The organism is Lentzea pudingi (assembly GCF_014646255.1).
GTDB classification, from domain to species: Bacteria; Actinomycetota; Actinomycetes; order Mycobacteriales; family Pseudonocardiaceae; genus Lentzea; species Lentzea pudingi.
The window spans coordinates 557,225-580,932 of sequence record NZ_BMNC01000001.1 but is presented as its reverse complement, the minus strand read 5'-3'; the positions used below and the strand labels follow the sequence as shown (position 1 = coordinate 580,932).

The following is a 23,708-nucleotide window of genomic DNA, read 5'->3' as shown; positions in this document are numbered from 1 at the left end:
TATCTACTGTGAGAGCGCTCCCATAGACGCTGCCGCCGCACGAGCCCTCTCGGAGACCACATGGATCGCGACGACGTGCCCTACCTCGACGCCACGCTGCCCACGCAAGAGCGGGTAGCCGACCTGCTGGGCCGCATGACGCCGGCCGAGAAGGTCGGCCAGATGATGCAGCTGGACTCGAGGGAGGACCTGGACGACCACGTGCTGCGCAAGCACGTCGGGTCGATCCTGCACACCTCGCCGGAACGCGTGCTGCGCGCGCAGGACCTCACCACGCGGACACGCCTGCGCGTCCCGTTGCTGATCGCCGAGGACTGCATCCACGGCCACTCGTTCTACGAGGGCGCCACGATCTTCCCGACGCAGCTCGGCATGGCCGCGAGCTGGGACCCGCAGCTCGTCGAGCAGGTCGCCCGCGTCACCGCCGTCGAGGCCGCCGCGACCGGCGTGCACTGGACGTTCTCGCCGGTCCTGTGCATCTCGCGGGACCTGCGCTGGGGCCGCGTGGACGAGACGTTCGGCGAGGACCCGGTGCTGATCGGGGAGCTCGCGGCCGCCATGGTCCGCGGCTACCAGGGCGACGGCCTGGCCGACGAGACGGCGATCCTCGCGACCGCGAAGCACTTCGCCGGGTACTCGGAGACCCAGGGCGGACGGGACGCGAGCGAGGCGGACCTGTCGCGGCGCAAGCTGCGGTCGTGGTTCCTGCCGCCGTTCGAGCGGGTCGCCCGCGAGGGCTGCGCCACGTTCATGCTCGGCTACCAGTCCACCGACGGAGTGCCGATCACGGTCAACTCGTGGCTGCTCGACGAGGTGCTGCGCGGTGAGTGGGGCTACAAGGGCACGCTCATCACGGACTGGGACAACGTCGGGCGCATGGTCTGGGAGCAGAAGCTGCAGCCCGACCACATGCACGCCGCCGCGGCCGCCGTGAAGGCCGGCAACGACATGATCATGACCACCCCGCAGTTCTTCGACGGCGCGCTGCAGGCCGTCGAGGAGGGGCTGCTGGCCGAGTCGGACCTCGACCGCGCGGTCACCCGTATCCTGACGCTCAAGTTCGACCTCGGGCTCTTCGAGAACCCGCGCAGGCCCGACGCCGAACGCCAGCGCACGATGATCAACCACGACGACCACGTGGCGCTGAACCTGCAGGTCGCGCGCCGGTCGCTGGTGCTGCTGCGCAATGACGGCGTGCTCCCGTTCGCGCAGGGCAAGGGCAAGATCGCGGTGGTCGGCCCGCTCGCCGACGACGCCCAGACCCAGCTCGGCGACTGGGCCGGGTCGTCCGGCCAGGCCGACTGGCTGCCCAACGGCCACCCGCGCGAGATGATCACGACCGTCCTCGACGGGCTGCGCGAGCTGTCGTCGCAGGAGGTCACGTACGCCCGCGGCGCCGACATCCTCACGCTGGAGCCGGACCCCGAGGGCGACACGTTCCCCGACGGCCAGCCCCGCCCGCCCGTGGTGCAGGCCTGTGCGCCGGACGCGACCCTGATCGCCGAGGCCGTCGCGGCGGCCGAGGACGCCGACTTCGTCGTCGCGGTCGTCGGTGACCAGATCGAACTGGTCGGCGAGGGCCGGTCCACCGCCACGCTCGACCTGATCGGTGGCCAGATCACCCTGCTCGACGCGCTGGCGGAGACCGGCAAGCCGCTGATCGTGGTGCTGCTCGCGTCGAAGCCGCTGGTCCTGCCCGCGTCGGCGCGCAACGCCGCCGCGCTGCTGTGGGTCGCGAACCCCGGCATGCAGGGTGGCCGCGCGATCGCCGAGGTGCTGCACGGGCTCGTCGAGCCCAGCGGCCGCCTGCCGATCTCGTTCGCGGCGCACGCCGGCCAGCAGCCGACGTACTACAACCAGATCCGCGGCCAGCACGGCACGCGCTACGCCGACCTGACGCAGGAGCCGGCGTTCGTGTTCGGCGAGGGCCTGTCGTACACGACGGTCGAGTACGGCGACCTGCACGTCGAGACGGCCGTGCTGCGTCCGGACGAGACGGTCAGGGCCTCGATCACGCTGACCAACACCGGTGCGCGGCCCTCCCGTGAGACCGTGCAGGTCTACGTGAGCGACGCCGTGACGTCGGTGAGCTGGGCGGACAAGGAGCTCAAGACGTTCACGCAGGTCGACGTGGAGCCCGGCGAGACCGTGAAGGTCGACCTGGAGCTCCCGGTCTCGGACTGCACGATCGTCGACGCGGCCGGGCTGCGCGTGGTGGAGCCCGGCGAGTTCGTCCTGCTCGTGGGTCCGAGCTCGAGGGACCTGCGCCGGGCCGAGTTCACCGTAAAGCCGTTGTCTTGAAGGGAGCGGGCGTGATCGTGAGGTAGCGGGGAGGGATCTCCACCGCCTTCGTGATCGCCTTCTTCACCGCCGGGACCAGGTCCGCGTCGACCAGTGCGACAGCGGGCCTGCCCGGCGGGTCGACCAGCATGCTCGCGCCCCGAGCGCCCGCTTCGAGCGCGGCTTGGACGACCGCGTCCTGCTCGGGATCCGGGTTCTGGGCGTGGTGGTACGCCGTCAGTGCGGCGCCGAGGTCCTGGAAGTCCTGTTCGAACGGGCACTCTTCCTGCGGTTGCCCACGCCGGATCCGGGTGTCGACCACGAGCAGCCGCTGGCCGGGCAGGTCGAGTGGGCCGGGATCCGGCTGGTCGACCTCGCCGAGCGCGAGTCCGACGGCCGCGTTGAGGGCCTCGCTCGCGGACAGCCCACTGCCGTGCGGCAGGTCCACGCTGCACATCAACGTGGCGCCGCCCCTCGCCCGCACGCCCCGTGCCCAGGCCGGAACGTCGTCCGACGGCAGCACGGCGCGTTCGGCGGGGCGGTTCACCGACACGAGTTCGAGGACACCGTCGTCGCGCAGGTCCCCCGCGACGATCGCGCCCCACTTGGCGGGGACCCTGACGGCGCCGCCCAGCAGGTTCAGCACCCCCGGCGCGTACCAGACGCCTTGCGCCGGACGGCCGAACGTGCGCCGGAACGCGTGCGGCACCAGCCTGAGCTCCGGCGCGAGCTCGGGCCGATCCGCGATGTCGACCGTCATGCCTTGCGCGCCAGCAGCCGGTAGGCGTTGCCGTTCCCGGTGCGGGCGGCCAGGAAGCGGTTCACCGTCTGGTCCAGGGCCAGCGCGACGAAGAACGCCGGGATGCCCAGCGACCACACCAGGAAGCTGCGGGTGCGCCGCAGTCGGACCTTCTCCGGACGCCACGGCGCGGGTGTGCGCGGAGCCTTGTCACCGAGCCACAGCAGCAGCGCGAGCGTGAAGTCGTTGCAGAGGTGGGCTTCCCTGCGTTCGGTGGCCACTGTGGTCAGTCCGCGATCGGCCAGCGCGTGTTCCAGGTTGCCGATCGGCATCATGTGCTGGTGCTGCGGCTGGAACCACGGCATCCAGTACTGGCCGAACAACCTGCCCAGCCGCCATTCCGGGTCCGGCAGCTCGATCAGCAGGTAACCGCCGTTCGGCAGCACGTCCGCGGCGATGTCGAGCTCCTCCCACGGGTCGCGCACGTGTTCCAGGTAGTGGTGCATGCTGATCACGTCGTAGCGGCCCTTGAGCTCGCCCGCGAAGTCCTTGAAGCTGCCGCGGTAGGAGTTCTCGATCCGGCCGAGCCGGGCCGCGTCCTCGATGGCCGCGCCCTGGTCGAGCCCGTCGAACTGCGTCTGCGGCAGGACCTCCTTGGCCCCCAGGCAGAAGTGCGCGTGCCCGGAGCCGACGTCCAGCCACCGTTCGGGCTTCGTGAACGGCTCGACCATGCGCGCACGGCCGTAGTAGGGGTCGGTCTTGCCGGAGAACACCGCTTCCGCCGACGTCTCGCCGAGGCCGTCGTAGAAGTCGCGGTAGTAGAAGCCCAGGCCTTCCTCGGTGAGGCGCGGGTTCTGCCAGACGTGTCCACATCGGACACACCGGTCCATCGTGAACGTGCCGGGCTTGCGCTGCACCAGGTCCGTCGCGGTGACCCAGCGGCGCAGGTCCGTGCTCCCGCACGACGGGCAAGTGTCGCGCGGTGCCTCGTGGAAGTTCCGGTCGCGGTTCTGCTCGTACCAGGGCGTGGCTTGCGCGAGGTGCTCGGCCTGACGGAGCTCGGCCGTGGACTTCTTGCCGCTGGAAGTCTTGAACCACAGGTAGGGCGTGCGCACAACACGCGGAACCCACAGGTCACGAGGCTTCAGCGGCGTGCCGGCGAACACGAGGATCGGGTGCGCCCAGTACGCGGCCAGCGCGACGAGTCCCCACCGCCAGTTCGTGATCAGGGCGGCCGCGACCGCCGCGTACCCGATGACCGAGCCCGCGATCCACAGCGACGGCCGCTTCCCGAGCCTCCGGAGAATCGCCGCGCGGTAGCCGAGGTCGTACGGCCCGGCCTTCAGCCCCGGCGCGACCGCGATGTCGACCTTCGCGTGCACGTGGTCCTTGACCCGCCGCACGTACGCGATGAACTCGGTCGGGTCGTCGGGGTCCACGTCCTCGCGGTAGGTCTCCCGCACCAGCACGGCCTGCGAGGCGCTGATCCCGCGCGCCCACTGGTCGTCGCGGTACTTGCCGGGGTCGACCGCGCCGAGCAGGTCCAGCGCCGCCACCGCGGGCAGGTCGCGCGGCACGAGGTCGACAAGGTCGTCCTCGGTCTCCCACGAGCCCTCCGGATGGACCCCGGTGGCGGTGAGAAGCGTGTGCTCGCCCGCGCCCTGGGCGAGCACACGCAGCTTGGACGCGCGGGACCGCAGGCGCAGGACGTCGAGAACGACGACCGCGACCACCAGCCCAGAAAGAATTGCCCCGGTGAGAATCACCCGGCCACCACCTTTTCCAGTCGGTCGGCCGCGGCCGCTGCGCCGCCTGCCGCCAAGAACGATGCGCGCACGTTGTCGGCGGCGGCCGCGTACTCCGGCTCGTCCAGCACCGATTCCAGCGCGCTGCGGATGTCTGCTGCTCTTGCCCGCGAGTACGTCAGCCGCACGCCGGCGCCCGCCGCCACGACCTGGGCGGCCACGGTCGGCTGGTCGTCGCGGATCGGGGCCACCACCAGCGGCAACCCGTGGGCCAGGGCCTCGCAGACCGTGTTGTGGCCGCCGTGGGTGACGACCGCGTCCAGGTGCGGCATCAGTGCCAGCTGGGGCACGGACGGGAGCATGAGGACGTTGGGAGGCGCGGGCCGCGGCTCGGCGACCATGACGACGCCGACCGGCAGGTCCGTGACCGCCTCCAGAGCCTGGCCGAGGAACCGTTCGCCGGCAGGGCCGTTGAGCGTGCCGAGTGAGACGAGAACGCACCGCTCCCGCGCCACGCCGCCCAGCGGTCCGGCTCCTCCCGCCAGCCATTCCCACGGAAACCCGACCCGCTCCACCCTGTGGGCGAGCGCCGGTCCCACGAAGGCCACCTCGTCCCCGAACTCCTCCCGCACCAGCGCCTTCGAGCTGTAGACCAGCACGAGCCGGTCCGAGAACCTGATGTCCCCGCCCGCGAAGTCGTGCAGCAGGTCCCGCACCCACGCGTCGACCTTCGGCATCGTCCTCAGTGGATTGACCAGCTCCGCGGACGTGCTCGCCGACGTCACCCACGGCAGCCCGGAGTTGCGCGCCACCAACGGACCCGCGAGCGCCTGCTGGTCGGCGACGACCACGTCCGGCTGGAACGCCCGCACCGCCGTGTCGACGCCGGGCACCATGGCGTGCCCCAGCGGGATCAGGAACTCCTCCCAGAAGAACTTGAGCACCGCCATCCCGCGCAACGCGAGCCAGCGCTCCCGTTTCGCGCGGATGTCGGCTTCCAGGAGGTCGTCGATCGCCGGGAAGATCCGTGCGCCGTCGGGCAGCAACCGCGCGAGCGTGCCGGGGTGCCCGACCCACGCCACCTCGTGCCCGCGCGCCAGCAACTCGCCGCCCACGGAGGCGGTCGGGTTGACGTGGCCGGTCAGCGGCGGCACCACGAACAGGAACCGGCTCATGACGGCAGCCAGTCGAACAGGACGTCGAGCAGTTCCGCGGTGGCCTCGCGCAGAACCGTGTGGCCCAGCCCCGAGACCACGTGCAGCCGGCAAGACGGGATGCGCTCGCGCAGTTCGGCGGCGGCCCCGATCAGTTCGGACTCGGCGCCGTACACGCCGAGCACCGGGCACCGGACCTGGGTGAGGTCGAGTTTCGCGCCGGAGCCCAGGTCGTCGATCAGCGTGGTGCCGTTGAGCAACGCGTTGGCGTTCACCGCGAGCTTCGCGATCTTGCGCTGGCCCAGGGCCATCAGCTGGTCCTGCGTCCGGTCGAACTCCAGGCCCAGCGCCGCGACGGTCAGCGTGTTCGTGATGTCCTCGAACCACGCGTCGCCGACCACTCCCCCGACGGCCGACTCGACCAGCACGACACCGCCGACGCGTTCGGGCGCCTGGACGGCCGCGTGCATCGCGACGACACCGCCGTAACTGTTGCCCAGGAGGAAGACCGGCTCGGTCACGCCGATCTCGTCCAGCACGGCGACGAGGTCCAGGGCGCTCTCCTCCGGCGTGTACCCGTCGGGCGGTCGCTCGGACAGGCCGTGGCCGCGCAGGTCGAACAGCACCGTGCCGAACCCGGCCTTGGCCAGCGGCGCGGCGAGCGTGTAGTAGAAGCTCGACAGGTTGTCCATGACCAGGCCGTGCACGAACACCACGGTCGGCGCGTCGGTGGGGCCCAGCCGCTGCACGTGGAAGCGCAGCCCTCGGGCCTGGACCTCAGACACGAGCCGTGATGTGGTCGACGAGCCGGCCGACGGACATCGCCATGATCTCGTCGATGTCCATGTCCGCGAGGAAGGCCACGAGATCGACGCCGTAGTGGGCGTTGAGCTTGTCCGCCAGCGCCACGAACTCGATCGACTCCAGTCCCAGGTCGTCGCTGAACGTGGTGTCGCGGGTGATCTCCACGCCCAGCAGGAAGTCCGGCCCCACCACCTCGGTGATCAGCTTGGCGACCTGCTGCAGCACCTCGTCCATCAGATCTCCGTTCGCACGCGGGCCGCGGCTCGCCCTGGGTCACTCGTCACTTCGACGCGCGGGACGGCGAAGGCCCCGCGCACGCGTCCGTCGGCGGTCACGGTCAGCTCCGCCGGGTAGACCGGACCGGCCCCGCGATCCCACAGCCACGTGCGCACGGCGTCCTTCACCGCGATCACGCGCAGCAGCCAGTCGCGTTGGGCCGGTACGTCCAAGCCGCCGTAGTGGTGGCGTTCGGTGGAGTTCAGGTACCGGCGCATGATCAGGTCCCGGGTCGCGCTGTCGGACCAGTTCTCAGTGACGCGCAGCCACTCGCCGTCCTGTGTGGACAGCAGCTCGGTGCCGGGCTTGAGCTTCACCTGCCAGATCCGGTCGTCGGTGGTGAACCGGCGGGTGGTCCAGCCGGTGATCCGGCACCACAGCACGCCGTCCGCGGTCAGCTCGGCGTCCGCGACCATCACCTGGTCGGTGACCTCGCGGATCCACGCGGTGCACCGGACGTCGCCGGTCGGCGCGGGCCCGTGGAACGTGACCCGCTCGATCCCGGTCGGCAGCACGGTCTGGTCCACCGTGCGGCAGACCTGCATCCAGTGGCCGATCAGCTGCCCGGCGCTGTCGAGCAACGCCCCCGGCGCGGGCAACGGCGTCAGCACGCCCGCGATCCCGTTGTCCGCCAGGCAGTCGATCTTCGTGACGCCCGCGAACGCCGGTCCGTGGAACATCCAGTTGTCCCGGTACAACTCGGCGGCGGTCACCGGTGCCTCGCGGACGCCTTCGAGCACCTTGCCGACCGGTTCGGGGGTCTGCGGCGCCATCAGCACGATGCCCTCTGCGTAGTCGCCGACCTTCACGGTGACCCGGTCCTGGCCTTCCGCGCGGGCCGAGATCTTCGCGGTCGTCGCAGGGAGCGCGGTGAGCCAGCGCTTGGCCCTGACCTGCGCGAACCCGTGCACGGTGCCGCCGGTGAGCCGACGTGCGGCGTCCGCGAACACCTCCAGCAGGCCGGTCGCGGGCACGATCGGGAAGCCGTCCGCGAGGTCCGGCCAGCCGGGTGCCTGCGGGAACACCGAGTGGTCGACGAGTTCCGGCATGGTCCGCAGTGAGAACTCTCGGGTGAACCCTGCCTCGTTGGGCCTCAAAGCGCCGACGACCTCGCGTGCCACGGCGTTGGTGTGGGCCAGGAGCTTGTTGACCGCGGCGGACATCGGGCTGTCGTCGGCGACCAGCACGGGTGCGGCGCCGAGCGGGTCGAGCCTCACCTTGGGCGTGCCGAGCCTGAGCTTGACCTTGTGGGCGGTGCCGCGCTTCAGCCCGAACGCCCACAACGCCTCCGGCGCGATGTCCGCGTTCAGGGCGATGTGCGGCTTGCCGTTCAGCGTGTCGCCGACGAAACCAGGCAGGCTGCCCTGTCCGATTTGGACGAAAGCACGAAAACCCGCGCCGTGCAGGCGTTCCAGCAGCGGCCGGAACCGGACGGGTTCGACCAGGTGGCGCAGCACCAGTTCGCGGACGTCACCGGGCGCCATCGGTTCGAGGGAGTTCGCCGACCACACCGGGATGTCCGACGCGCGGACGGGCAGCTGGTCGAGCATCTCCTTGGCCCGGCCCAGGTACGGGGCGAGCGCCGGGGTGTGGAAGCCGGTGCGGAACGGCATCAGCTGCGCCATCACGCCGCTGGCCTTCAGCGTCGTGATGACTTCTTCGAGGTGGTCGATCGGACCGCAGATCACGGACTGGTGCGGGCAGTTGTCGTGGCTGACCGTCACGCCGTCGACCAGGTACTGCTCGGCGGCGTCGGCCGAGCACCCCAGCGCGGCGTAAGCGATGTCGACCACCGCGACCGCACCGGGCCCGAGTGCCGACACGAACTCGTCGATCGTCGGGTAGATGCCGCCGACGACCATCGCGGTCCACTCGCCCATGCTGTGCCCGGCGAGCGCTCCCGGCGTGATGCCGAGCGCCATGAGCTCGCGGGCTTCCTTCCGCCCGTCCTGCAACAACCCGACGGCGTGGTCCACGACTTCGCCGCTGAACTCGCGTTCGAAACCGGGGAACACGAACGCGACCTGGTCGGTGCTGGTCAGCAGCGGCTGCGGGCTGAACCAGATGTCGTGGCGGCCCGGCCACGCCTTGCCCTGGGCGAGGACGCGTTCGGCGAGCTTCAGCTTGCGGTCGTCCGGGTTGCCGATGGCGAGCCGGAACGCCCTGTCGGCGCTGGAGGTGCGGCGTTCTTCCAGTGCTCGTGCCAGCTCTTCCGCGGTGTCGGCGGCGAACGTCATCACCGGCTTGCGCGGCTTGGCGATGGTGTGGCCGTCCAGCACCGCGTGTGCGTTGATCCCGCCGAACCCGAACGCGTTGACGACCGCGCGGTGCCGTCCGGTCCACTCGCGAGCGGTCGTCACGGGCGTGAACCTGGTGCCGGTCAAGCTGCTGTGCGGGTTCTCGACGTGCAGGGTCGGCGGAAGCGTGTTGTGGTGCAGGGCGAGCGCGGCCTTGATCAGCCCGGCCATGCCGGCGGCGGGCATCGCGTGGCCGATCATCGACTTGACCGTGCCGATGCCGATCTCGTCCCCCTGCTCGCCGAACGCGGCGATCATCGTCTGCAGTTCGGCGGCGTCCCCGGCGGGCGTGGCGGTGCCGTGCGCCTCGATCAACCCCGGTGACTTCTCCCGGGGATCGAGACCGGCGCTGGCCCAGGCTCGTTGCACGGCGAGGAGCTGGCCTTCGGGGTTGGGCGTCATCATGCTGGTCGCGCGGCCGTCGCTCGCGCTGCCGACGCCGCGGATCACCGCGTACACGCGCTCGTCGCCGACGTCCTCCAGCCGCTTCAGCACGACCATGCCGACGCCCTCGGACAGCAGCGTGCCGTCGGCCGATGCGTCGAACGGCCGGATGCGCTCGGTCGGACTCAACGCCCTGAGCTGCGTGAAGACGCTCCACAACGTCGGGTGGTGGCAGACGTGGACGGCGCCGGCGAGCATGGCGTCCGCGCGACCCTCCTGGAGTTCGCGGACGGCGTGCTCGACCGCGACCAGCCCGGACGCGCAGGCCGCGTCCACGGTGTAGGCCGTGCCCTTGAGGTCGAACCGGTTGGCGATGCGCGACGCCGCCAGGTTCGGCACGAGACCGATCGACGCCTCCGGTTGCTCCGGCCCGAGCCGGTCGCGGATGGCCTGCCGAACGGTGTCCAGCTCGGTGCCCTGGAGGCTCGGGAAGAGGTCCTTCACGACCGACACGACCTCGTCGGCGAGCCGGACCTTCTGGTCGAGCCGCGCACACCCCGGCGTGAGGTACCCGCCCCGCCCGACCACAACTCCGACGCGATCCCGTGACGGCAGTGCTCCTTCACCACCGGCGTCGGCGATGGCCTCCGCCGCCGTCGCGAGGGCGAGCAACTGGTCGGGCTCCGCGCCGTCCACAGTGGACGGCATGATGCCGAACCGGGTCGGGTCGAACTCGGCGAGGTCGTCGACGAACCCGCCCTTGCGGCAGTAGAACCTGTCGCCGGTCCTGCTGTGCCGGTCGTAGTAGGTGGCCGGGTCCCAGCGCCCGGGCGGGATCTGACCGATCGCGTCGACGCCACCGGCGATGTTGCGCCAGAACGTGGCCGCGTCCGGGGCACCGGGGAAAACGGCACCGATCCCGACGATCGCTATGCCTCCCATCGGTAGACCACCTGCACGTCCTGCCCGTTCGCGATCTCGTTCAGCAACGCGTCGACACCCTGCTCGGGCTGGATCAGCGGAATCCCGCGCCGCGCGTACTCACCGGCCAGCCCGACAGCCATGCCCGCACCGGCCCAGGGCCCCCAGTCGACGGCGACGACCCGCCGCTGCGGCCCCCAGAACCGCGCCATCCGGTCGAGCGCGTCGTTGGCCGCCGAGTAGTCGGCCTGCCCGCGGTTGCCGAACACACCGCTGACACTCCCGAACAACACGAGGAACCCGTCGTCGAACGCCTTGGCACCGTTGACCTTCGTGGCCCACACCCGTTCGAACGACTCCTGCGTCTTGGCCTCGATCAGCTTGTCGTCCAGCACACCGGCACCGTGAACGACACCGTCGAGCCGTCCGAACCGGGCCTTGATGTCGGCAACCACTTTGCGCACGGCCTCGACATCGGTGACGTCGCACTCGTGGTACCTGACGCTCGATGCCTTGGCGCGCAACCGCTCCATCGTGCTGCGGACTTCACGCTCGGCAAGAACCTTGCGCGCCTTGACCGGCACGTCCTGGGTCTCGCCGACCTCGAACAACGCCTTCACGAGTTCGGGCTCGGTGGTGGCGTGACCGAGCCGGTGGTCTTCGGGTGTGATCGGCGTGCGGCCGATCAACTCGATGTGGCACCCGGTGCGCTCGGCAAGTGCTAGCGCCGCTAGCGCAGTGATGCCCCGCGCGCCACCAGTCAGCAACACCACGCCGTCCGCGTCGAGGGTCAGGTCCGCAGGCGCGAGACCGGCCTCGACCGCCTCGATGACCTGCCGCCGCCCTGCGTGGTACCCGACAACCGCCGGGCCCGGCCCTATCTCGGCGAGCAACGCGGTGGCGATGTCGCGATGGCTCTCCTTGGGGTTCACGTCGACCGACCGCACCACGAGATCCGGGTACTCGAGCGCGGCCGTGCGGATCAGCCCGTGCAACCCGATGTCGGCAGGCAACTCGTCGGGCTGGTGGTCGAAGCCGAACGTGCCACCGCCCGTGGTGACCACGACGAGCGCGATCCCGTTCGTCACGCAGGCCTTGACCTCGCCGAACGCCTCCGGCAGCTGAGCGTGCAGCCGGACCACGACGTCGACACCGGTCAGGTCGGCCGGGAACGACGGCTCGACGCGCGGGCGGGCGGTGTGGCGTTCGAGGAGGTCGGCGAGCTCGAGGCCGATCCCGTTGTCGTCGATGACGAGGACGGTCTTGCCGGTGAGGTCGGTGGGGGCGGCGGGTTCGGCGGAGACCACCTGCGGCACGAGCCGGACGAGCCTGCCGGACTTGCCCGCGGTCAGCGCCGGGACGGGGGCGGCGCCGCGCGTGCCAGCGGGGATGGCGCCGAGCGTGCCAGCGGGGATGGCGACAAGCGCGGGGGCAGGGGCAGCGGCGAGTGCGGAGGTCTCGCCGAACCAGCCGACGATCCCCTCGATCGTCTTCAGCTGGGCGAGCTCGTCGACCGACCCCGAGGCGCCCAGGGCCTGTGCCAGCTCACCCACGATCTCGGCGCGTTTGATCGAGTCGATCGACAGGTCCGCTTCCAGGTCGAGGCCCGGCTGCAGCATCTCCGCCGGATAGCCGGTACGCGCGCTGATCGTCTGCACCACAGTTGTAAGAATGTTAACAATCGGCTTGTTAACATTCGGACTGTTGACATTCAGATTGTTGACATTCGGCTGGCCGGCATCACGCACGTCGGCATCCGCACCGGCGGAGCCGAACCACCCGACGATGCCCTCGATGGTCTTGAGCTGGGCGAGTTCGTCCACCGAACCGGAGGCGCCCAGCTCCGCCACCAGCTCACCGACGATCTCGGTCCGCTTGATCGAGTCGATCGACAGGTCGGCTTCCAGGTCCAACCCCGGCTGCAGCATCTCCACCGGGTAGCCGGTGCGGGCGCTGATCGTCCGCAAGACCACCGAGCCGACGTCCTCCTGCGGCTTGACCACCGCCGCCGCACCCACCGCCGCACCCACCGACGCCGCACCCACCGCGGTCGCACCACCCGTCGTACCCACCGACGCCGTCGAGACCGGCTGATCGATCACCCGAGGCGCAGGCGCGGGCGAGGTGCCGAGGTAGCTCAGCAGCACGTCCCGCTGGGCGCTGACCGCGTCCCGCATGCCGTCCAGGAACTTCTCGATGATCTCGTCGCGCCCCAGCCCCGACCCCACCCGCAGGGTCGGGAACTCCGTCGCGGGCCTCAGCCCGCCGGGCAGAGCGTCGCCGTTCGCGTCGCGCACGAGTCCTCCATCCACGTACCAGCCCGGCCGTGGCGGCACTGCCGTGGCGGGTTCGGCCCTGTCCTCGAACAGCGGTGCTGTGTCCACCTCGACGCCGGCGACCGCTAGCGCTGCTAGCGTGCGCAGGAACGTCACGTGGTCGTCGCAGCGCAGCGCCTGGTGCGGGCGTTCGCCGAGGGTCTTGCCGACCAGCGACGTCAGCACGCCGCCGGGGCCGGCCTCGACGAAGATCCGTGCGCCCGCGGCGTACATCGACTCGATCTGGTCCACGAACCGCACGCGGCCCGCGAGCTGTGCGGACAGACCTGCCGCGACATCGGCGTGAGGCTCAGCGGACACGTTCGACCACACCGGAAACCGCGGCTCACCAAGCGGAACGTCAGCCAGACGAGCCGCGAACCGGTCGCGCGCACCCGCCATCATCGGGCTGTGGAACGCGGCCGACACCGGGATGTTCTTCACGGTCAGCCCAGCGCCTCGAAGCACCTCGACCGCATCACCCACGGCCCCGGTAGGACCCGAGATCACGACCTGGTCGGGTGCGTTGTGGTTGGCCACCACGACGTCGGACGGCAGCAGCGCCTCGACCTCGGCCACCGACGCGGTCACCGCGGCCATCGTGCCGAAGTCCTCGCCGACCGCCTCCAGCATCGCCTCAGCACGCGCGACACTCAAAGACAACAACTCAGAAGCCCCGAAGACACCCGCTGCCGACAACGCGACCAGTTCGCCGTAGCTGTGGCCGCCGGCCAGATCCGGCCGCACACCAACGGAATCGAGCAACGACGTGACCATGAGCCCGGCGATGCCGAGCGTCGGCTGGGCGTTGCGGGTGTCGGTGATCTCCGCGCGCTGCCGGGACACGTCCTCGGCGGTCAGCGCGGCCGGCGGATACATGACCCGCTCGTAGCGCGCGTCGAGGAAGTCCTGCAGTCGCGGGAACGCCGTGACGAGGTCGAGCAGCATGCCCGGCCGCTGGCTGCCCTGACCGGGGTACAGGAACGCGACCTGGGGCCGCTCCCCCGTCCGCAACGACACCACGCTCGACGAACGCCAGGCCTCGACGTCTTCCAACGCCGCCAACAACCCCACGTGATCGCTGACCACGAAAGCAGCCTGGACAAGACCACTGCCACAGGCCGCGGCCAGCGAACGCAACGGCGTGCGGGCGTCGACCAGAGCGCGAAGACGGACCGCTTCCCGTTGTGCGGCAGCCTGATCGTCGCCGCGGATCAGGAACAGCTCGGCGGGCCACGCGGTCAGGCCGTGCCGGGGCTCGTCGGCGCCGGTGTAGCCCGCGATCACGGTGTGGAAGTTCGTGCCGCCGAACCCGAACGCGCTCACGCCCGCGACCCGGCGGGAACTCGCCCACGTGCGGTGACCGAACGCGAACGGACTCGTGGCAGCGTCGTAGAAAGCGTTGGGCTGCTTGACGTGCAACGTGCCGGGACGGATGCCGGTGTGGACGGCCAGCGCCGCCTTGATCACGCCCGCGAGGCCGGCGGCGCACTTGGTGTGGCCGATCTGCGACTTCACCGAGCCGATCGTGCACGTGCCGGGTTCGACGCCGGAGAACATCTCGGTCAGCGACGCGAGCTCGGTGCGGTCGCCCACCACGGTTCCGGTGCCGTGCGCCTCGACCAGGCCGACGTCGGTGACCGGCAGTCCGGCCGACGCGTAGGCGCGGCGCAGGGCTCGTTGCTGGCCTTCCGGGCGGGGCGCGGTCAGGCCCATCGAACGGCCGTCGCTCGACGCGCCGATGCCCTTGATCACCGCGTAGACCCGGTCGCCGTCGCGTTCGGCGTCGGCGAGCCGCTTCAGCACGACGGCCGCGACGCCCTCACCGAGTGCGATGCCGTCGGCCGCCGAGTCGAACGTGGCGCAGCGGCCCTTGGCGGACAGGGCTTTCACCGAGGCGAACATCTGGTAGTCGTGGGCGCTGTTGTGCAGGTCGACGGCGCCGCACAGGACCATGTCGCTGGTGCCGCCGACGAGTTCCTTGCACGCCACGTCGAGCGCGGCGAGGCTCGACGCGCAGGCCGCGTCGACGGTGTAGTTCGCGCCGCCGAGGTCGAGCCGGTTCGCGACCCGGCCGGCGATCACGTTGCCGAGCACACCGGGGAACGAGTCCTCGGTCAGCTTCGGCAGGTGGTCGTCCAGGTCGCGGATTCCCAGGGCGGGCAACGCGGTGCGGACCGTGTAAGCGTTCGCGAGGTCGGCGCCGGCCTCGGCTCCGAAGATCACCGAGGTGCGTTCGCGGTCGAACACCCGCGTCGCGTACCCGGCGTCCTTCAACGCCCGCGCCGACACCTCGAGGGCCAGCAGCTGCGCGGGTTCGATCGAGGTCAGCGACGTCGGCGGGATGCCGTAGGCCAACGGGTCGAAAGCCGTGCGCGGCAGGAATCCGCCCCACTTGAACGGGCTGCCGTAGCGCTCGGGCGACCAGCGGTCCGGCGGGATCTCGGTGATGGAGTCGGTGCCCGCCAGCACGTTCGTCCAGAACTCGGCGACGTCGCGGGCGCCCGGCATGATCGCGGCCATGCCGACGATGGCCACGTCGAGCGGTCCGGAGTCGACAGCGTCAGCAGCTGTCTCGGGCAGTACCCCGGACACGATGTCCTCGTGCAGCGCCAAGATCGTGGTGCGTTCGGACCGCAGCGTCGCGACCTGGCCGATCATGAACATGCCTTCGCGGCGCTGCTCGTCCTCACCGACGGCCGTCAGGCCGTTCTCGTCGCGGACCAGACCGCGGCTCGCGAGCCGGAGCCGTCCCAGGTTGAGCTGTTCGAGCCGCTCCCAGCTCTCCTGCTTCGACAGTCCGGTGAGCTCGGCCCGCGCCTGCTCGAACGTGTCCACATAGGACGTCTGCGCGCAGCGGACGGCGTGGCCGGGCGAGGTCTCCAGCAGCGCGGTGTCCTCGCACTCCAGCGCGACCTGCTGGAACACCGGCTGGATCGCGCCGTGCGTCACGGCCTCCTCGGTGAACAGGTAGGCCGTGCCGACGAGAACGCCGATCGCCGCACCCCGCGCCGCGAGAGGCGCGGTCATCGCGGAGATCATCGCGGCCGAGCGGGCGTCGTGGATGCCGCCCGCGAACAGGGCGACGACGTCCTTCTCCCGTCCGCGCAGCACGTCGATCTGCTGCTGCCACAACGTGAAGCTGGTCCGGGGACCGGTGTGCCCACCGCACTCCGAGCCCTCGAAGACGAACTTGCGCGCGCCCTCGTCGAGGAACCGGCGCAGCAACGCGGGCGACGGCACGTGCAGGAACGCCTCGATGCCGGCGTCCTCCAGCTCACGCGCCTGCGTGGGCGTGCCCCCGGCGACGATCGCGTACTTCGGCCGGACGGCCAGCACCGCCTCCAGCTGCCGCGCCCGCAACTCCGGCGGCGCGAAGCCGAGCAGGCCGACGCCCCACGGCCGTTCGCCGAGTTTGGAAGCGGTGTGGTCCAGCAGTTCGCGGACCGCCGGGCCCTCCATCAACGCGAGCGCGAGGAACGGCAGCGCACCGCCCTCGGCGACGGCCGCGGCGAACGCGGGCTGGTCGCTGACGCGGGTCATGGGACCCTGCGCGATCGGGAACCGCAGGCCGGGGACGCGGTCGCAGAACGGGCCGCCGGACCGGATCGAGCGGTGCTCACCCGCCAGGGTGAGATTGTCCCGAATGCCCCGGGCAATGGCGCTCACGACACCGCCGACCGTCCCGAACGAGCTACGGTAGAAATCGGCCAGAGAACCTTCTTGCCCAATTTCGAGCGTGTTTTGACGAACATGCACTCGTAACCCGTCGTTCACGACGGTGTCGGCGCCGTCCATCATCCGGACCGCGTTGACAATTTCGCCGGAAATATGTTTTCGGGCCTCCGCGACGAGTGTGAGCTGGCCTTCCAGCACCACTCCGCGGGCACCTCCGGCGATGGCGGCGGCAGCCGTGTCGGGGCCGATGGATCCGGCCACCCAGACAGGCAGATCGGTCACCGCGAGCACCTGTTGGAGCAGGACGAACGCGGGCGAACCACCCACTCGGCCGCCTGACTCGGCACCCTTGGCGATCAAGCCGGTGGCCCCGAACTCGATCGCCGCAACGGCTTCCGCCACCGAGGTGATCACTGCGAGAACAGCGCGTTCACCCAGCTCAGCGAGGTTCGGGACGTACCGAACGAGATCCACTACGACGGTGTCCACGGCGTCGGGCAGAGGCACCGTCAGCGGTCCGTGCAGCCGCACCCCGAAGGCGCGCGGGTGACGCGTCGTGACACGGCCGAGGTCGGCGGCGGCGGTCGGCCCGAGGTCGAGCACGCCGAGACCACCAGCACGTTCGGCCGCGACCACGAGGGCCGGGTTGGGGGTGCCGAAAGGACTCAGGCACAGCACCCGTTCTCGATCCGTCAGCATGTTCACTGCGCTCACTTCCTCACCCTGCAGGGGTGGGGAGAAAGGAATTCAGCTAGGGTTCCTACTGGCCGGTACGGTTACCGAGCGCTCACCGTACGCACAAACCCGATGCGGCGTCGAGGGGGGTGGTGAAACTTTCTCACATACGTAACCTGACGAATGGACCCGGATGGCGGGGCCTCTTACTCCGGTTCGCGGATAGCGCGCCGTGCTATGGCATCGGCAGCACCGGCTTGATCACCTCGCCCGTCTCGGCGGCGCGCAGCGCGTCCCCCAATGCCGTCGAACGGGAAGTGCGTGACGAGCTCGTCGAACGGGAACCTGCCCTGCCGGTGGAGGTCGATCAGCGTCGTGATCAGCGACGGGCCGCGCCCTTCACCACCGAGCACACCGACGACGCGCTTGCCCCACAACGTGCTGAGGTGGTCCAGTTCGATCTGCGCCCCTGCCCGCGCCCCACCGATCAGCGCGCACACCCCGCGCATGCCCACCGAGTCCACCGCCTGCCGGCACACCGCGACGATCCCGGTGCACTCCAGGCTGAAGTCCGCGGGCCCGCCGCAGATCTCATGCACCGCCGCGACGGGGTCGTCCACGGCGACGTTCACGGTGTCCGTGGCGCCGAACCTGCGCGCCAGTGCGAGCCGGGACTCGTGCCGGTCCACCGCGATGATCCGGGTGGCCCCGCTGTTGACCGCGGCCATGATCGCGGCCAGGCCGACCGTGCCGGCGCCGTAGACCACGAGCGACGAACCGGGGTGCGGCTTCAGCACGTTCAGCACGGCGCCCGCTCCGGTGGACAGCCCGCACGCCATGGGACCCAGCAGTTCCAACGGCCCCTCGACCGGCACGAGGCCGCGGTGGGGCACGACCGCGTGCGTCGCGAACGACGACTGCCCGAAGAAGTGGCTCGCCAGCGGCGATCCGTCCAGCCGGCGCAACGCGGTCGACCCGTCGTCACGTCCGCCGCCGACCAGCAGGTCGCCCAGCCGCAGGCAGTAGCGCGGCTGACCGTCGAGGCAGTTGCGGCACTCGCCGCACCACGGCCAGCCGAGCACGACGTGGTCCCCCTCCACCACACCGGACACGCCTGGCCCGACCGCCTCGACCACACCCGCTCCCTCGTGGCCGAGAACGCCGGGCAGCGGGAACGGCAGGTCGCCGTGCCGGGTGATCGAGTCCGTGTGGCAGATCCCGGCCGCCACGACCCGGACCAGCACCTCTCCGTCGCGCGGCTCGTCGAGGAGCACCTCGCGCAACTCGAAGTCGCCGTGCTTCTCGCCCACCACGGCCGCCGTGATCCTCATGCCAGCACCTCCGCCACGTTCGCCCGCACGCCCAGTGCACGTCCGTTCAGATCCGCCGGCACCTCGGCGTGGTCCCGGTTGATCCGCACCAGCCGCGCACCCGCCAGTCCTCGGACCACCGACTCGACCGGTGAGCGGATGACTCCGGGTGTGCTGTACCCGGCGCCGATCTCGATCACGAGCACGCCGTCGTCGAGCCACTCGCGGAGCCGCCGCCCGGCGGGCACGTAGTGGTCGGGCACGTATTCAGGTCCCTTGTGCACGTTGAGGAACACCTCTCCCCCGCAGCTCGGGCACGACGGCACAGCGGTGGCCTCGCCGGTCGACCTGTCGTAGGTGGCGAGCGCGGCCTCGATGATCGGCCTGCTCGGCCAGGTCTCGCGCGTGCACGGCGTTTCGCACTGGTACCGGCCGTAGTCGCCCTGCGGCGTCCAGATCCGCTCCTGGTCGAACCCGTTGCGCTCGAACAAACCGTCCACATTGGAGGTGAAGACGAAGTGGTCACGAGCACCGACGAGTTCGCGCAAGCGTTGGTACACAGGGTTCGGCTCGTCACCGAACCGGATGTCGTCGACGTGCACGGACCAATAGCCCCACATCAACCGGGGCGGCAGCGGCAGCCCGATCAACTGGTACCGCGCCCACAGGCCTTTGTCGTGCAGCACCGGGAAGAGCTCGGCGAACCGTTCGGTGTCCGAGTAGTCGTACCCGGCCGCCGCCGAGAGTCCCGCACCCGCCGCGATCAGCACCCGGTCGGCCTCGTCCAGCCACTTCTCCAGCGTCACAACAACTCCCGGTGTACCGCTTCGTCTTCAGCGCCGAACGCCACGAACACCACCCGGTCGAACCGGCCGGGGTTCGCGGCCAGCCAGTCCCGGACCATGCCGTGGGCGACCCGCGCCGCCGGCCGTGTCGGGAACCCGAAGATCCCCGTGCTGATGCCGCAGAACGCGATCGTGCGGATCCCCGGGACCTCGGCCGCGAGATCCAGACAGGCCCGGTAGGAGTCGGCGAGCGCGCTTCCGTGGGCGGGCAGCAGTCCCCCGCGCACGATCGGGCCGACGGTGTGCAGCACGAACGACGCGGGCAGGTGGTAGCCACGGGTGATCTTCGCGGTGCCGGTCGGTTCGGGGGTGCCCTGCAGGTCCATGATCCGCCGGCAGTCGGCCCGCAGCCGTGGTCCGGCGGCGTGGTGGATCGCGTTGTCGACGCAGGCGTGCAACGGCTGGAAGCAGCCGAGCATCGCGTCGTTGGCGGCGTTGACGATCGCGTCGGCCTTCAGCCGCGTGATGTCCCCGCGCCACACCGAAACCGGTCCGGGCAGGTCCCGGACGTCGGCCGACTGCTGCCGTTCGCCGCCGAGCACCGCGTCGAGCACGGCGACGAGTTCCGGGTCGAACGGCGCGGCTTCGCGGACGGTCAGCACCGCCCGCAGCAGCCGCCGCCGTTCGTGCGCACTGCCGGGGAGGTGGAACGGGCCGACCCACGGGTCGTCGCCGAGCATCCGCAGGGCGAGGCTCGTCAGCGCGTCGAGTTCGCCGGCGGGGGCGGGCGCGCTGAGCGGCCGGAAGGGCTCGTCCAGTGCGACCGCGCGCCGGTAGTCGGGCAGGGTCGTGAGCACGTCAGAAGAGCCCGTTGGTGTGCGGCAGCGCGGCCGGGACGGGCACGATGACGTCCCAGTGCTCGACGATCTTGCCGTCCTGCACGCGGAACAGGTCCCAGTACGCGACCGGCTCGCCGAACTCGCCTTCCGACTGCAACAACACGAGATCACCCTCGGCCACGACCTGGTGCACGGTCTTGTAGACCAGGTTCTTCCCCTGCTGCGCCCAGATCGCGGCGGCGGCGCCGAACCCGTCGAGCCCGTCGGCGGCCTCCGGGTTGTGCTGCAGGTAGATCTCGGTGGAGATGTAGTCGGTCAGCACCGAGTAGTCGGCGTCCTGCAGCACCCGCTGCGCGAACTCCTTGACGAGCGCACGGTTGCGTTCAGTGTCATCGCCGGCGGGCTGCGCGGCACCGTCCGTCTGGGACCGTCCACTCGCGGTGTTCGCGACGACGGGAGTGAGCGCGTCCCAGTGCTCGGCGAGCTTGCCGTCCCGCACGCGGAACAGGTCGAACGCGACCAGCGGCTCCGGCCCGAAACCGTGGTAGACACCGTGCAGCGCAACGAGATCACCGTCCGCGATCACGCGGGCCGGTTCGTAGCGGAAGTCCTCCGGCAGACTCGCGACGAGCCCGCGCAACGCCTCGGGTCCGTCCGCGGCGAGCGAGCTGTGCTGGCGGTAGTCCGGCGCCACCCAGCGATCCACAGCGGACGGGTCCTTGTCGCTGAACAGTTCGCCTGCGGCCTTGAGCACGAGTTCCTTGTTGTCCATGACCCACACAGTGCTACGCCTGGGTGAGCCGATCGAGGTAGGATCACGCCTCACCATGGTCAAAAGTGGACAGGTCGCCCAGTTCGGCTTCAGCAACCCCGACCGCGGGCAGCTGGGCTTCGAAGCGCTCGACCTCGGCATGCTCCGCCGCCGTGTGACCGGGGAAACCCTGACGAAGGTGCACCGCACCGACTTCCACCAGCTCTTCCTCTTCACCGCGGGCACCGGCACGACCATGGTCGATTTCGTGGACCACCCGTGCTCCCCCGGCACACTCCTGCACATCACCCCGGGCCGCGTGCTCCGGCTGCCGTCCGGTTCGGCGGAGGCGTCCCTGATGCTGTTCACCCCCGCGTTCCCGCCGCCGGTGCTCGGCCCGTTCGGCCCGGTGCTGCACTCCGTGGGGAAGGCCGAGCTGCCGGTCTTCAGCCGGGCCATGCAGGACCTGCGGCAGGAGTACCGCCGCAACCTGCTCACCGGCGAACCCGTCGACCTGCTGTGCCAGTTGCTGGGCGCGTTGCTGCTGCGCGTCGCGAGGTTGCCCGGCGACGCCCCGCGGCACGACCCCCGGTTCGAACGCTTCCAGCAGGAGCTGGAACGGTCATTCGCCTCGACGCGCAACGCCGCCGAGTACGCGGCGCGGATCGGCTACTCGACGCGCAGCCTGAACCGCATCTGCCTGGCCGCGACCGGGCAGTCCGCGAAGGCGTTGATCGACGCCCGCGTGACGCTGGAGGCCAAGCGGCTGCTCGTGCACACGGATCTGTCGTCGGCGGCGATCGGGCACCGGCTCGGGTTCAGCGAGGCCACGAACTTCACGAAGTTCTTCGCCCGGGAGACAGGGGTGTCACCCGGTGCGTTCCGTGAGTAGCTGGGCCAGGGCATGGCGTGCGATGCCGGCGACGAACGGGTTGCTGTCGCCTCGGCGGGCCAGCGCCAGCACGGAAAGCTCCAGTGCCCAGCCGCGCGCCCGCGTCCAGGTGGCGTCGTCGTAGCCGATCTCGCGCTGGAAGAGCGTGCGGCCGCGCTCGTCGAGGAACAGCCACGCGGTCATGAGGTCACCCGCCGGATCGCCTGCCGCCGCGCAGCCCCAGTCGATCACGCCGGTGAGTTCGCCGCCGCTGAACAGCAGGTTGCCGCGATGCAGGTCGGCGTGCACCCAGCGCAACGGGCCGCGCCAGCGCGGCGCGCTGATCGCGTCGTCCCAGATGGCGGTGAGCATCGGATCGCCGCCGAGCTTCGCGATGGCCCAGCGCACGCCCGCGTCGCTGATCGAGATGTCGTGGCGGCCGCGGTAGGTGGTCCACGATTCGCCAGTGGTGTCGACCTTCTGCAACGCCAGCAGCACCTCGGCCAGCCGGGCGCCGGTGTGCGGGCTGACCGCGTCGATCGTGGAGATGTCGCCACCGAGCCAGCGCACCACGGACCACCGGAACGGGTAGTCCTCCGTCGGTTCGCCGAGCGCCAGCGGTTCCGGCAGGGCGACCGGCAGGTGTGGTGCGAGCCCAGGCACCACCTCGAAGTCCCGTTCGGCCTGGTCCTTGGCCTCTTCCAGGCGTGGGAGCCGGACCGCTAGATCGTCGCCCAGCCGGTAGATGGCGTGATCGGTGCCGCCGTGCCGCAGCTCCCGGAGTTCGAGGCCGTGCCAGCGCGGGAACTGACCGCGGATCATACCGTCCACAAGAGACCGGTCGATCTTCATCAGTCGTCCCACCCCGAACAGAGCTGGTCGAGCGTCCGACTGGCGATCCCTGCGAGAAACTTGTTCGTCTCGCGGTAATAAGGCAACGCGAGCACAGCGAGATGCAACGCCCACCCCTGCGCTCGAACCCAGGTGGCGTCGTCCAACCCGACCTCACGCCGGAACTGCTTGCGCCCGCGTTCATCCAGGTAGAGCCAAGCGGTCATGAGGTTCGCCGCCGGATCACCTACCCCAGCGCTCCCCCAGTCGATCACCCCGCTCAGCTCGCCACCGGTGAACAGCAGGTTGCCCTCGTGCAGGTCTGCGTGCAGCCAGCGCAACGGCCCGGACCAGCGAGGAGCAGCCAGCGACTCCTCCCAAAGACCCGTGAGCAGCGGACTCCCGCCGATCTGGTCGATGCACCGCCGGACGGCCTCGTCGTCCGCCTCCGCGTCCAGCCGCCCACGCCCGGTGGTCCACGGCCTGCCGCCGGCGTCGATCCCGTGCAGCGCGAGAACCAACTCCGCCAGTCGGAACGGGGTGTTGTCTCCGACCGCCTCGAACGGCGCGGTCTCGCCGTCGAGCCAGCGCACGACCGACCACTCGTACGGGTAGCCCTCCCCGGGCACGCCCAGTTCCAGCGGTTCCGGCACGGCGACCGGGAGGTGCGGCAGAACCACGGGCACGATCGACGCCTCCTTGGACGCCGAGTCCCTGGCCCACTCACGGCGCGGCAGCCGCACCGCCAGGTCGTCGCCCAGCCGGTACATCGCGTTGCTGGTGCCGCCGTGGGCGACCTCGCGGACGGGCAGGTCCTGCCAGCGCGGGAACTGCGTGCGGATCAGGTCGCGTACGAGGGACACGTCGGTGGCGGTCTCGCCGTCGAGCATCGATCAACTCCCCCAGAGGTGAGCCTCGCATGCAACACCGAGTCCCAGACCGGGGCAACTCCTTTCTCGAACGGCAGCACCGAAAGGACCCAGGGCGGCGATGCCGTCGCGCAACAGCCATCAGCCCGTCCGTCGGGAGGCATCGGCCATCATCCCCGCGACC

At 70.6% G+C, this 23,708-nt stretch carries 15 protein-coding genes; 2 read left to right on the top strand and 13 right to left on the bottom strand.

Going from position 1 to position 23,708, the window contains the following annotated elements; genetic code table 11:
• Nucleotides 1-60 precede the first annotated feature (60 nt).
• Nucleotides 61-2,301 carry an exo-beta-d-1,3/1,6-glucosidase gene (locus tag IEY88_RS02700; protein ID WP_189152924.1) on the top strand — a complete coding sequence of 747 codons (2,241 nt, stop codon included), beginning with the start codon at nucleotides 61-63 and terminating at the stop codon, nucleotides 2,299-2,301.
• Here the strand turns inward: IEY88_RS02700 and IEY88_RS02695 are convergent.
• The 11 genes from IEY88_RS02695 to IEY88_RS02645 form a co-directional block, all read right to left on the bottom strand.
• On the bottom strand, nucleotides 2,279-3,040 hold the full coding sequence (locus tag IEY88_RS02695; protein ID WP_189152923.1) for a hypothetical protein: 762 nt from the start codon (nucleotides 3,038-3,040) through the stop codon (nucleotides 2,279-2,281). The genes IEY88_RS02700 and IEY88_RS02695 overlap by 23 nt on opposite strands.
• Nucleotides 3,037-4,785 carry a methyltransferase domain-containing protein gene (locus IEY88_RS44005; protein ID WP_229693029.1) on the bottom strand — a complete coding sequence of 583 codons (1,749 nt, stop codon included), beginning with the start codon at nucleotides 4,783-4,785 and terminating at the stop codon, nucleotides 3,037-3,039. Before IEY88_RS44005 ends, IEY88_RS02695 begins: the two co-directional genes overlap by 4 nt.
• Nucleotides 4,782-5,939, bottom strand: a complete 1,158-nt coding sequence (locus IEY88_RS02685; RefSeq protein ID WP_189152922.1) for a glycosyltransferase — start codon at nucleotides 5,937-5,939, stop codon at nucleotides 4,782-4,784. The genes IEY88_RS44005 and IEY88_RS02685 overlap by 4 nt, the downstream gene beginning before the upstream one ends.
• Nucleotides 5,936-6,703, bottom strand: a complete 768-nt coding sequence (locus IEY88_RS02680; RefSeq protein ID WP_189152921.1) for an alpha/beta fold hydrolase — start codon at nucleotides 6,701-6,703, stop codon at nucleotides 5,936-5,938. The genes IEY88_RS02685 and IEY88_RS02680 overlap by 4 nt, the downstream gene beginning before the upstream one ends.
• The gene (locus IEY88_RS02675) at nucleotides 6,696-6,956 is read right to left on the bottom strand and encodes an acyl carrier protein (protein ID WP_036014077.1); all 261 of its coding nucleotides are present in this window, start codon (nucleotides 6,954-6,956) and stop codon (nucleotides 6,696-6,698) included. The genes IEY88_RS02680 and IEY88_RS02675 overlap by 8 nt, the downstream gene beginning before the upstream one ends.
• Nucleotides 6,956-10,621 (bottom strand): beta-ketoacyl synthase N-terminal-like domain-containing protein, encoded by a 3,666-nt coding sequence (locus IEY88_RS02670; RefSeq protein WP_189152920.1) that lies wholly within the window; start codon nucleotides 10,619-10,621, stop codon nucleotides 6,956-6,958. Before IEY88_RS02670 ends, IEY88_RS02675 begins: the two co-directional genes overlap by 1 nt.
• The gene (locus IEY88_RS02665; protein ID WP_229693028.1) at nucleotides 10,609-17,307 is read right to left on the bottom strand and encodes a type I polyketide synthase; all 6,699 of its coding nucleotides are present in this window, start codon (nucleotides 17,305-17,307) and stop codon (nucleotides 10,609-10,611) included. Before IEY88_RS02665 ends, IEY88_RS02670 begins: the two co-directional genes overlap by 13 nt.
• A 167-nt stretch (nucleotides 17,308-17,474) precedes the next feature.
• Entirely contained in the window at nucleotides 17,475-18,599 is a 1,125-nt protein-coding gene (locus IEY88_RS02660; RefSeq protein WP_229693027.1) for an NAD(P)-dependent alcohol dehydrogenase, read from the bottom strand.
• Complete coding sequence (locus IEY88_RS02655) at nucleotides 18,596-19,384, bottom strand: SIR2 family NAD-dependent protein deacylase (RefSeq protein WP_189152919.1); 789 nt, start codon at nucleotides 19,382-19,384, stop codon at nucleotides 18,596-18,598. The genes IEY88_RS02660 and IEY88_RS02655 overlap by 4 nt, the downstream gene beginning before the upstream one ends.
• Nucleotides 19,381-20,220, bottom strand: a complete 840-nt coding sequence (locus tag IEY88_RS02650) for a macro domain-containing protein (protein WP_229693026.1) — start codon at nucleotides 20,218-20,220, stop codon at nucleotides 19,381-19,383. The genes IEY88_RS02655 and IEY88_RS02650 overlap by 4 nt, the downstream gene beginning before the upstream one ends.
• Nucleotide 20,221: 1 nt before the next feature.
• A complete protein-coding gene (locus tag IEY88_RS02645) occupies nucleotides 20,222-20,974 on the bottom strand; it encodes a nuclear transport factor 2 family protein (protein ID WP_189152918.1) in 753 nt (250 codons plus the stop codon).
• Between IEY88_RS02645 and IEY88_RS02640 the strand changes: the two genes are divergently transcribed.
• Complete coding sequence (locus IEY88_RS02640; RefSeq protein ID WP_229693025.1) at nucleotides 20,973-21,845, top strand: helix-turn-helix domain-containing protein; 873 nt, start codon at nucleotides 20,973-20,975, stop codon at nucleotides 21,843-21,845. The two genes, IEY88_RS02645 and IEY88_RS02640, sit on opposite strands and share 2 nt — an antisense overlap.
• On the opposite strand, the gene IEY88_RS02635 is transcribed toward IEY88_RS02640, so the two are convergent.
• Together IEY88_RS02635 and IEY88_RS02630 are read right to left on the bottom strand one after the other, a co-directional pair.
• Nucleotides 21,822-22,676: an aminoglycoside phosphotransferase family protein gene (locus IEY88_RS02635; protein WP_189152917.1), complete on the bottom strand. Its 855-nt coding sequence runs from the start codon at nucleotides 22,674-22,676 to the stop codon at nucleotides 21,822-21,824. The two genes, IEY88_RS02640 and IEY88_RS02635, sit on opposite strands and share 24 nt — an antisense overlap.
• Nucleotides 22,676-23,545, bottom strand: coding sequence for an aminoglycoside phosphotransferase family protein (locus tag IEY88_RS02630; RefSeq protein ID WP_189152916.1), 870 nt, complete (start codon nucleotides 23,543-23,545; stop codon nucleotides 22,676-22,678). The genes IEY88_RS02635 and IEY88_RS02630 overlap by 1 nt, the downstream gene beginning before the upstream one ends.
• Nucleotides 23,546-23,708: the final 163 nt, after the last annotated feature.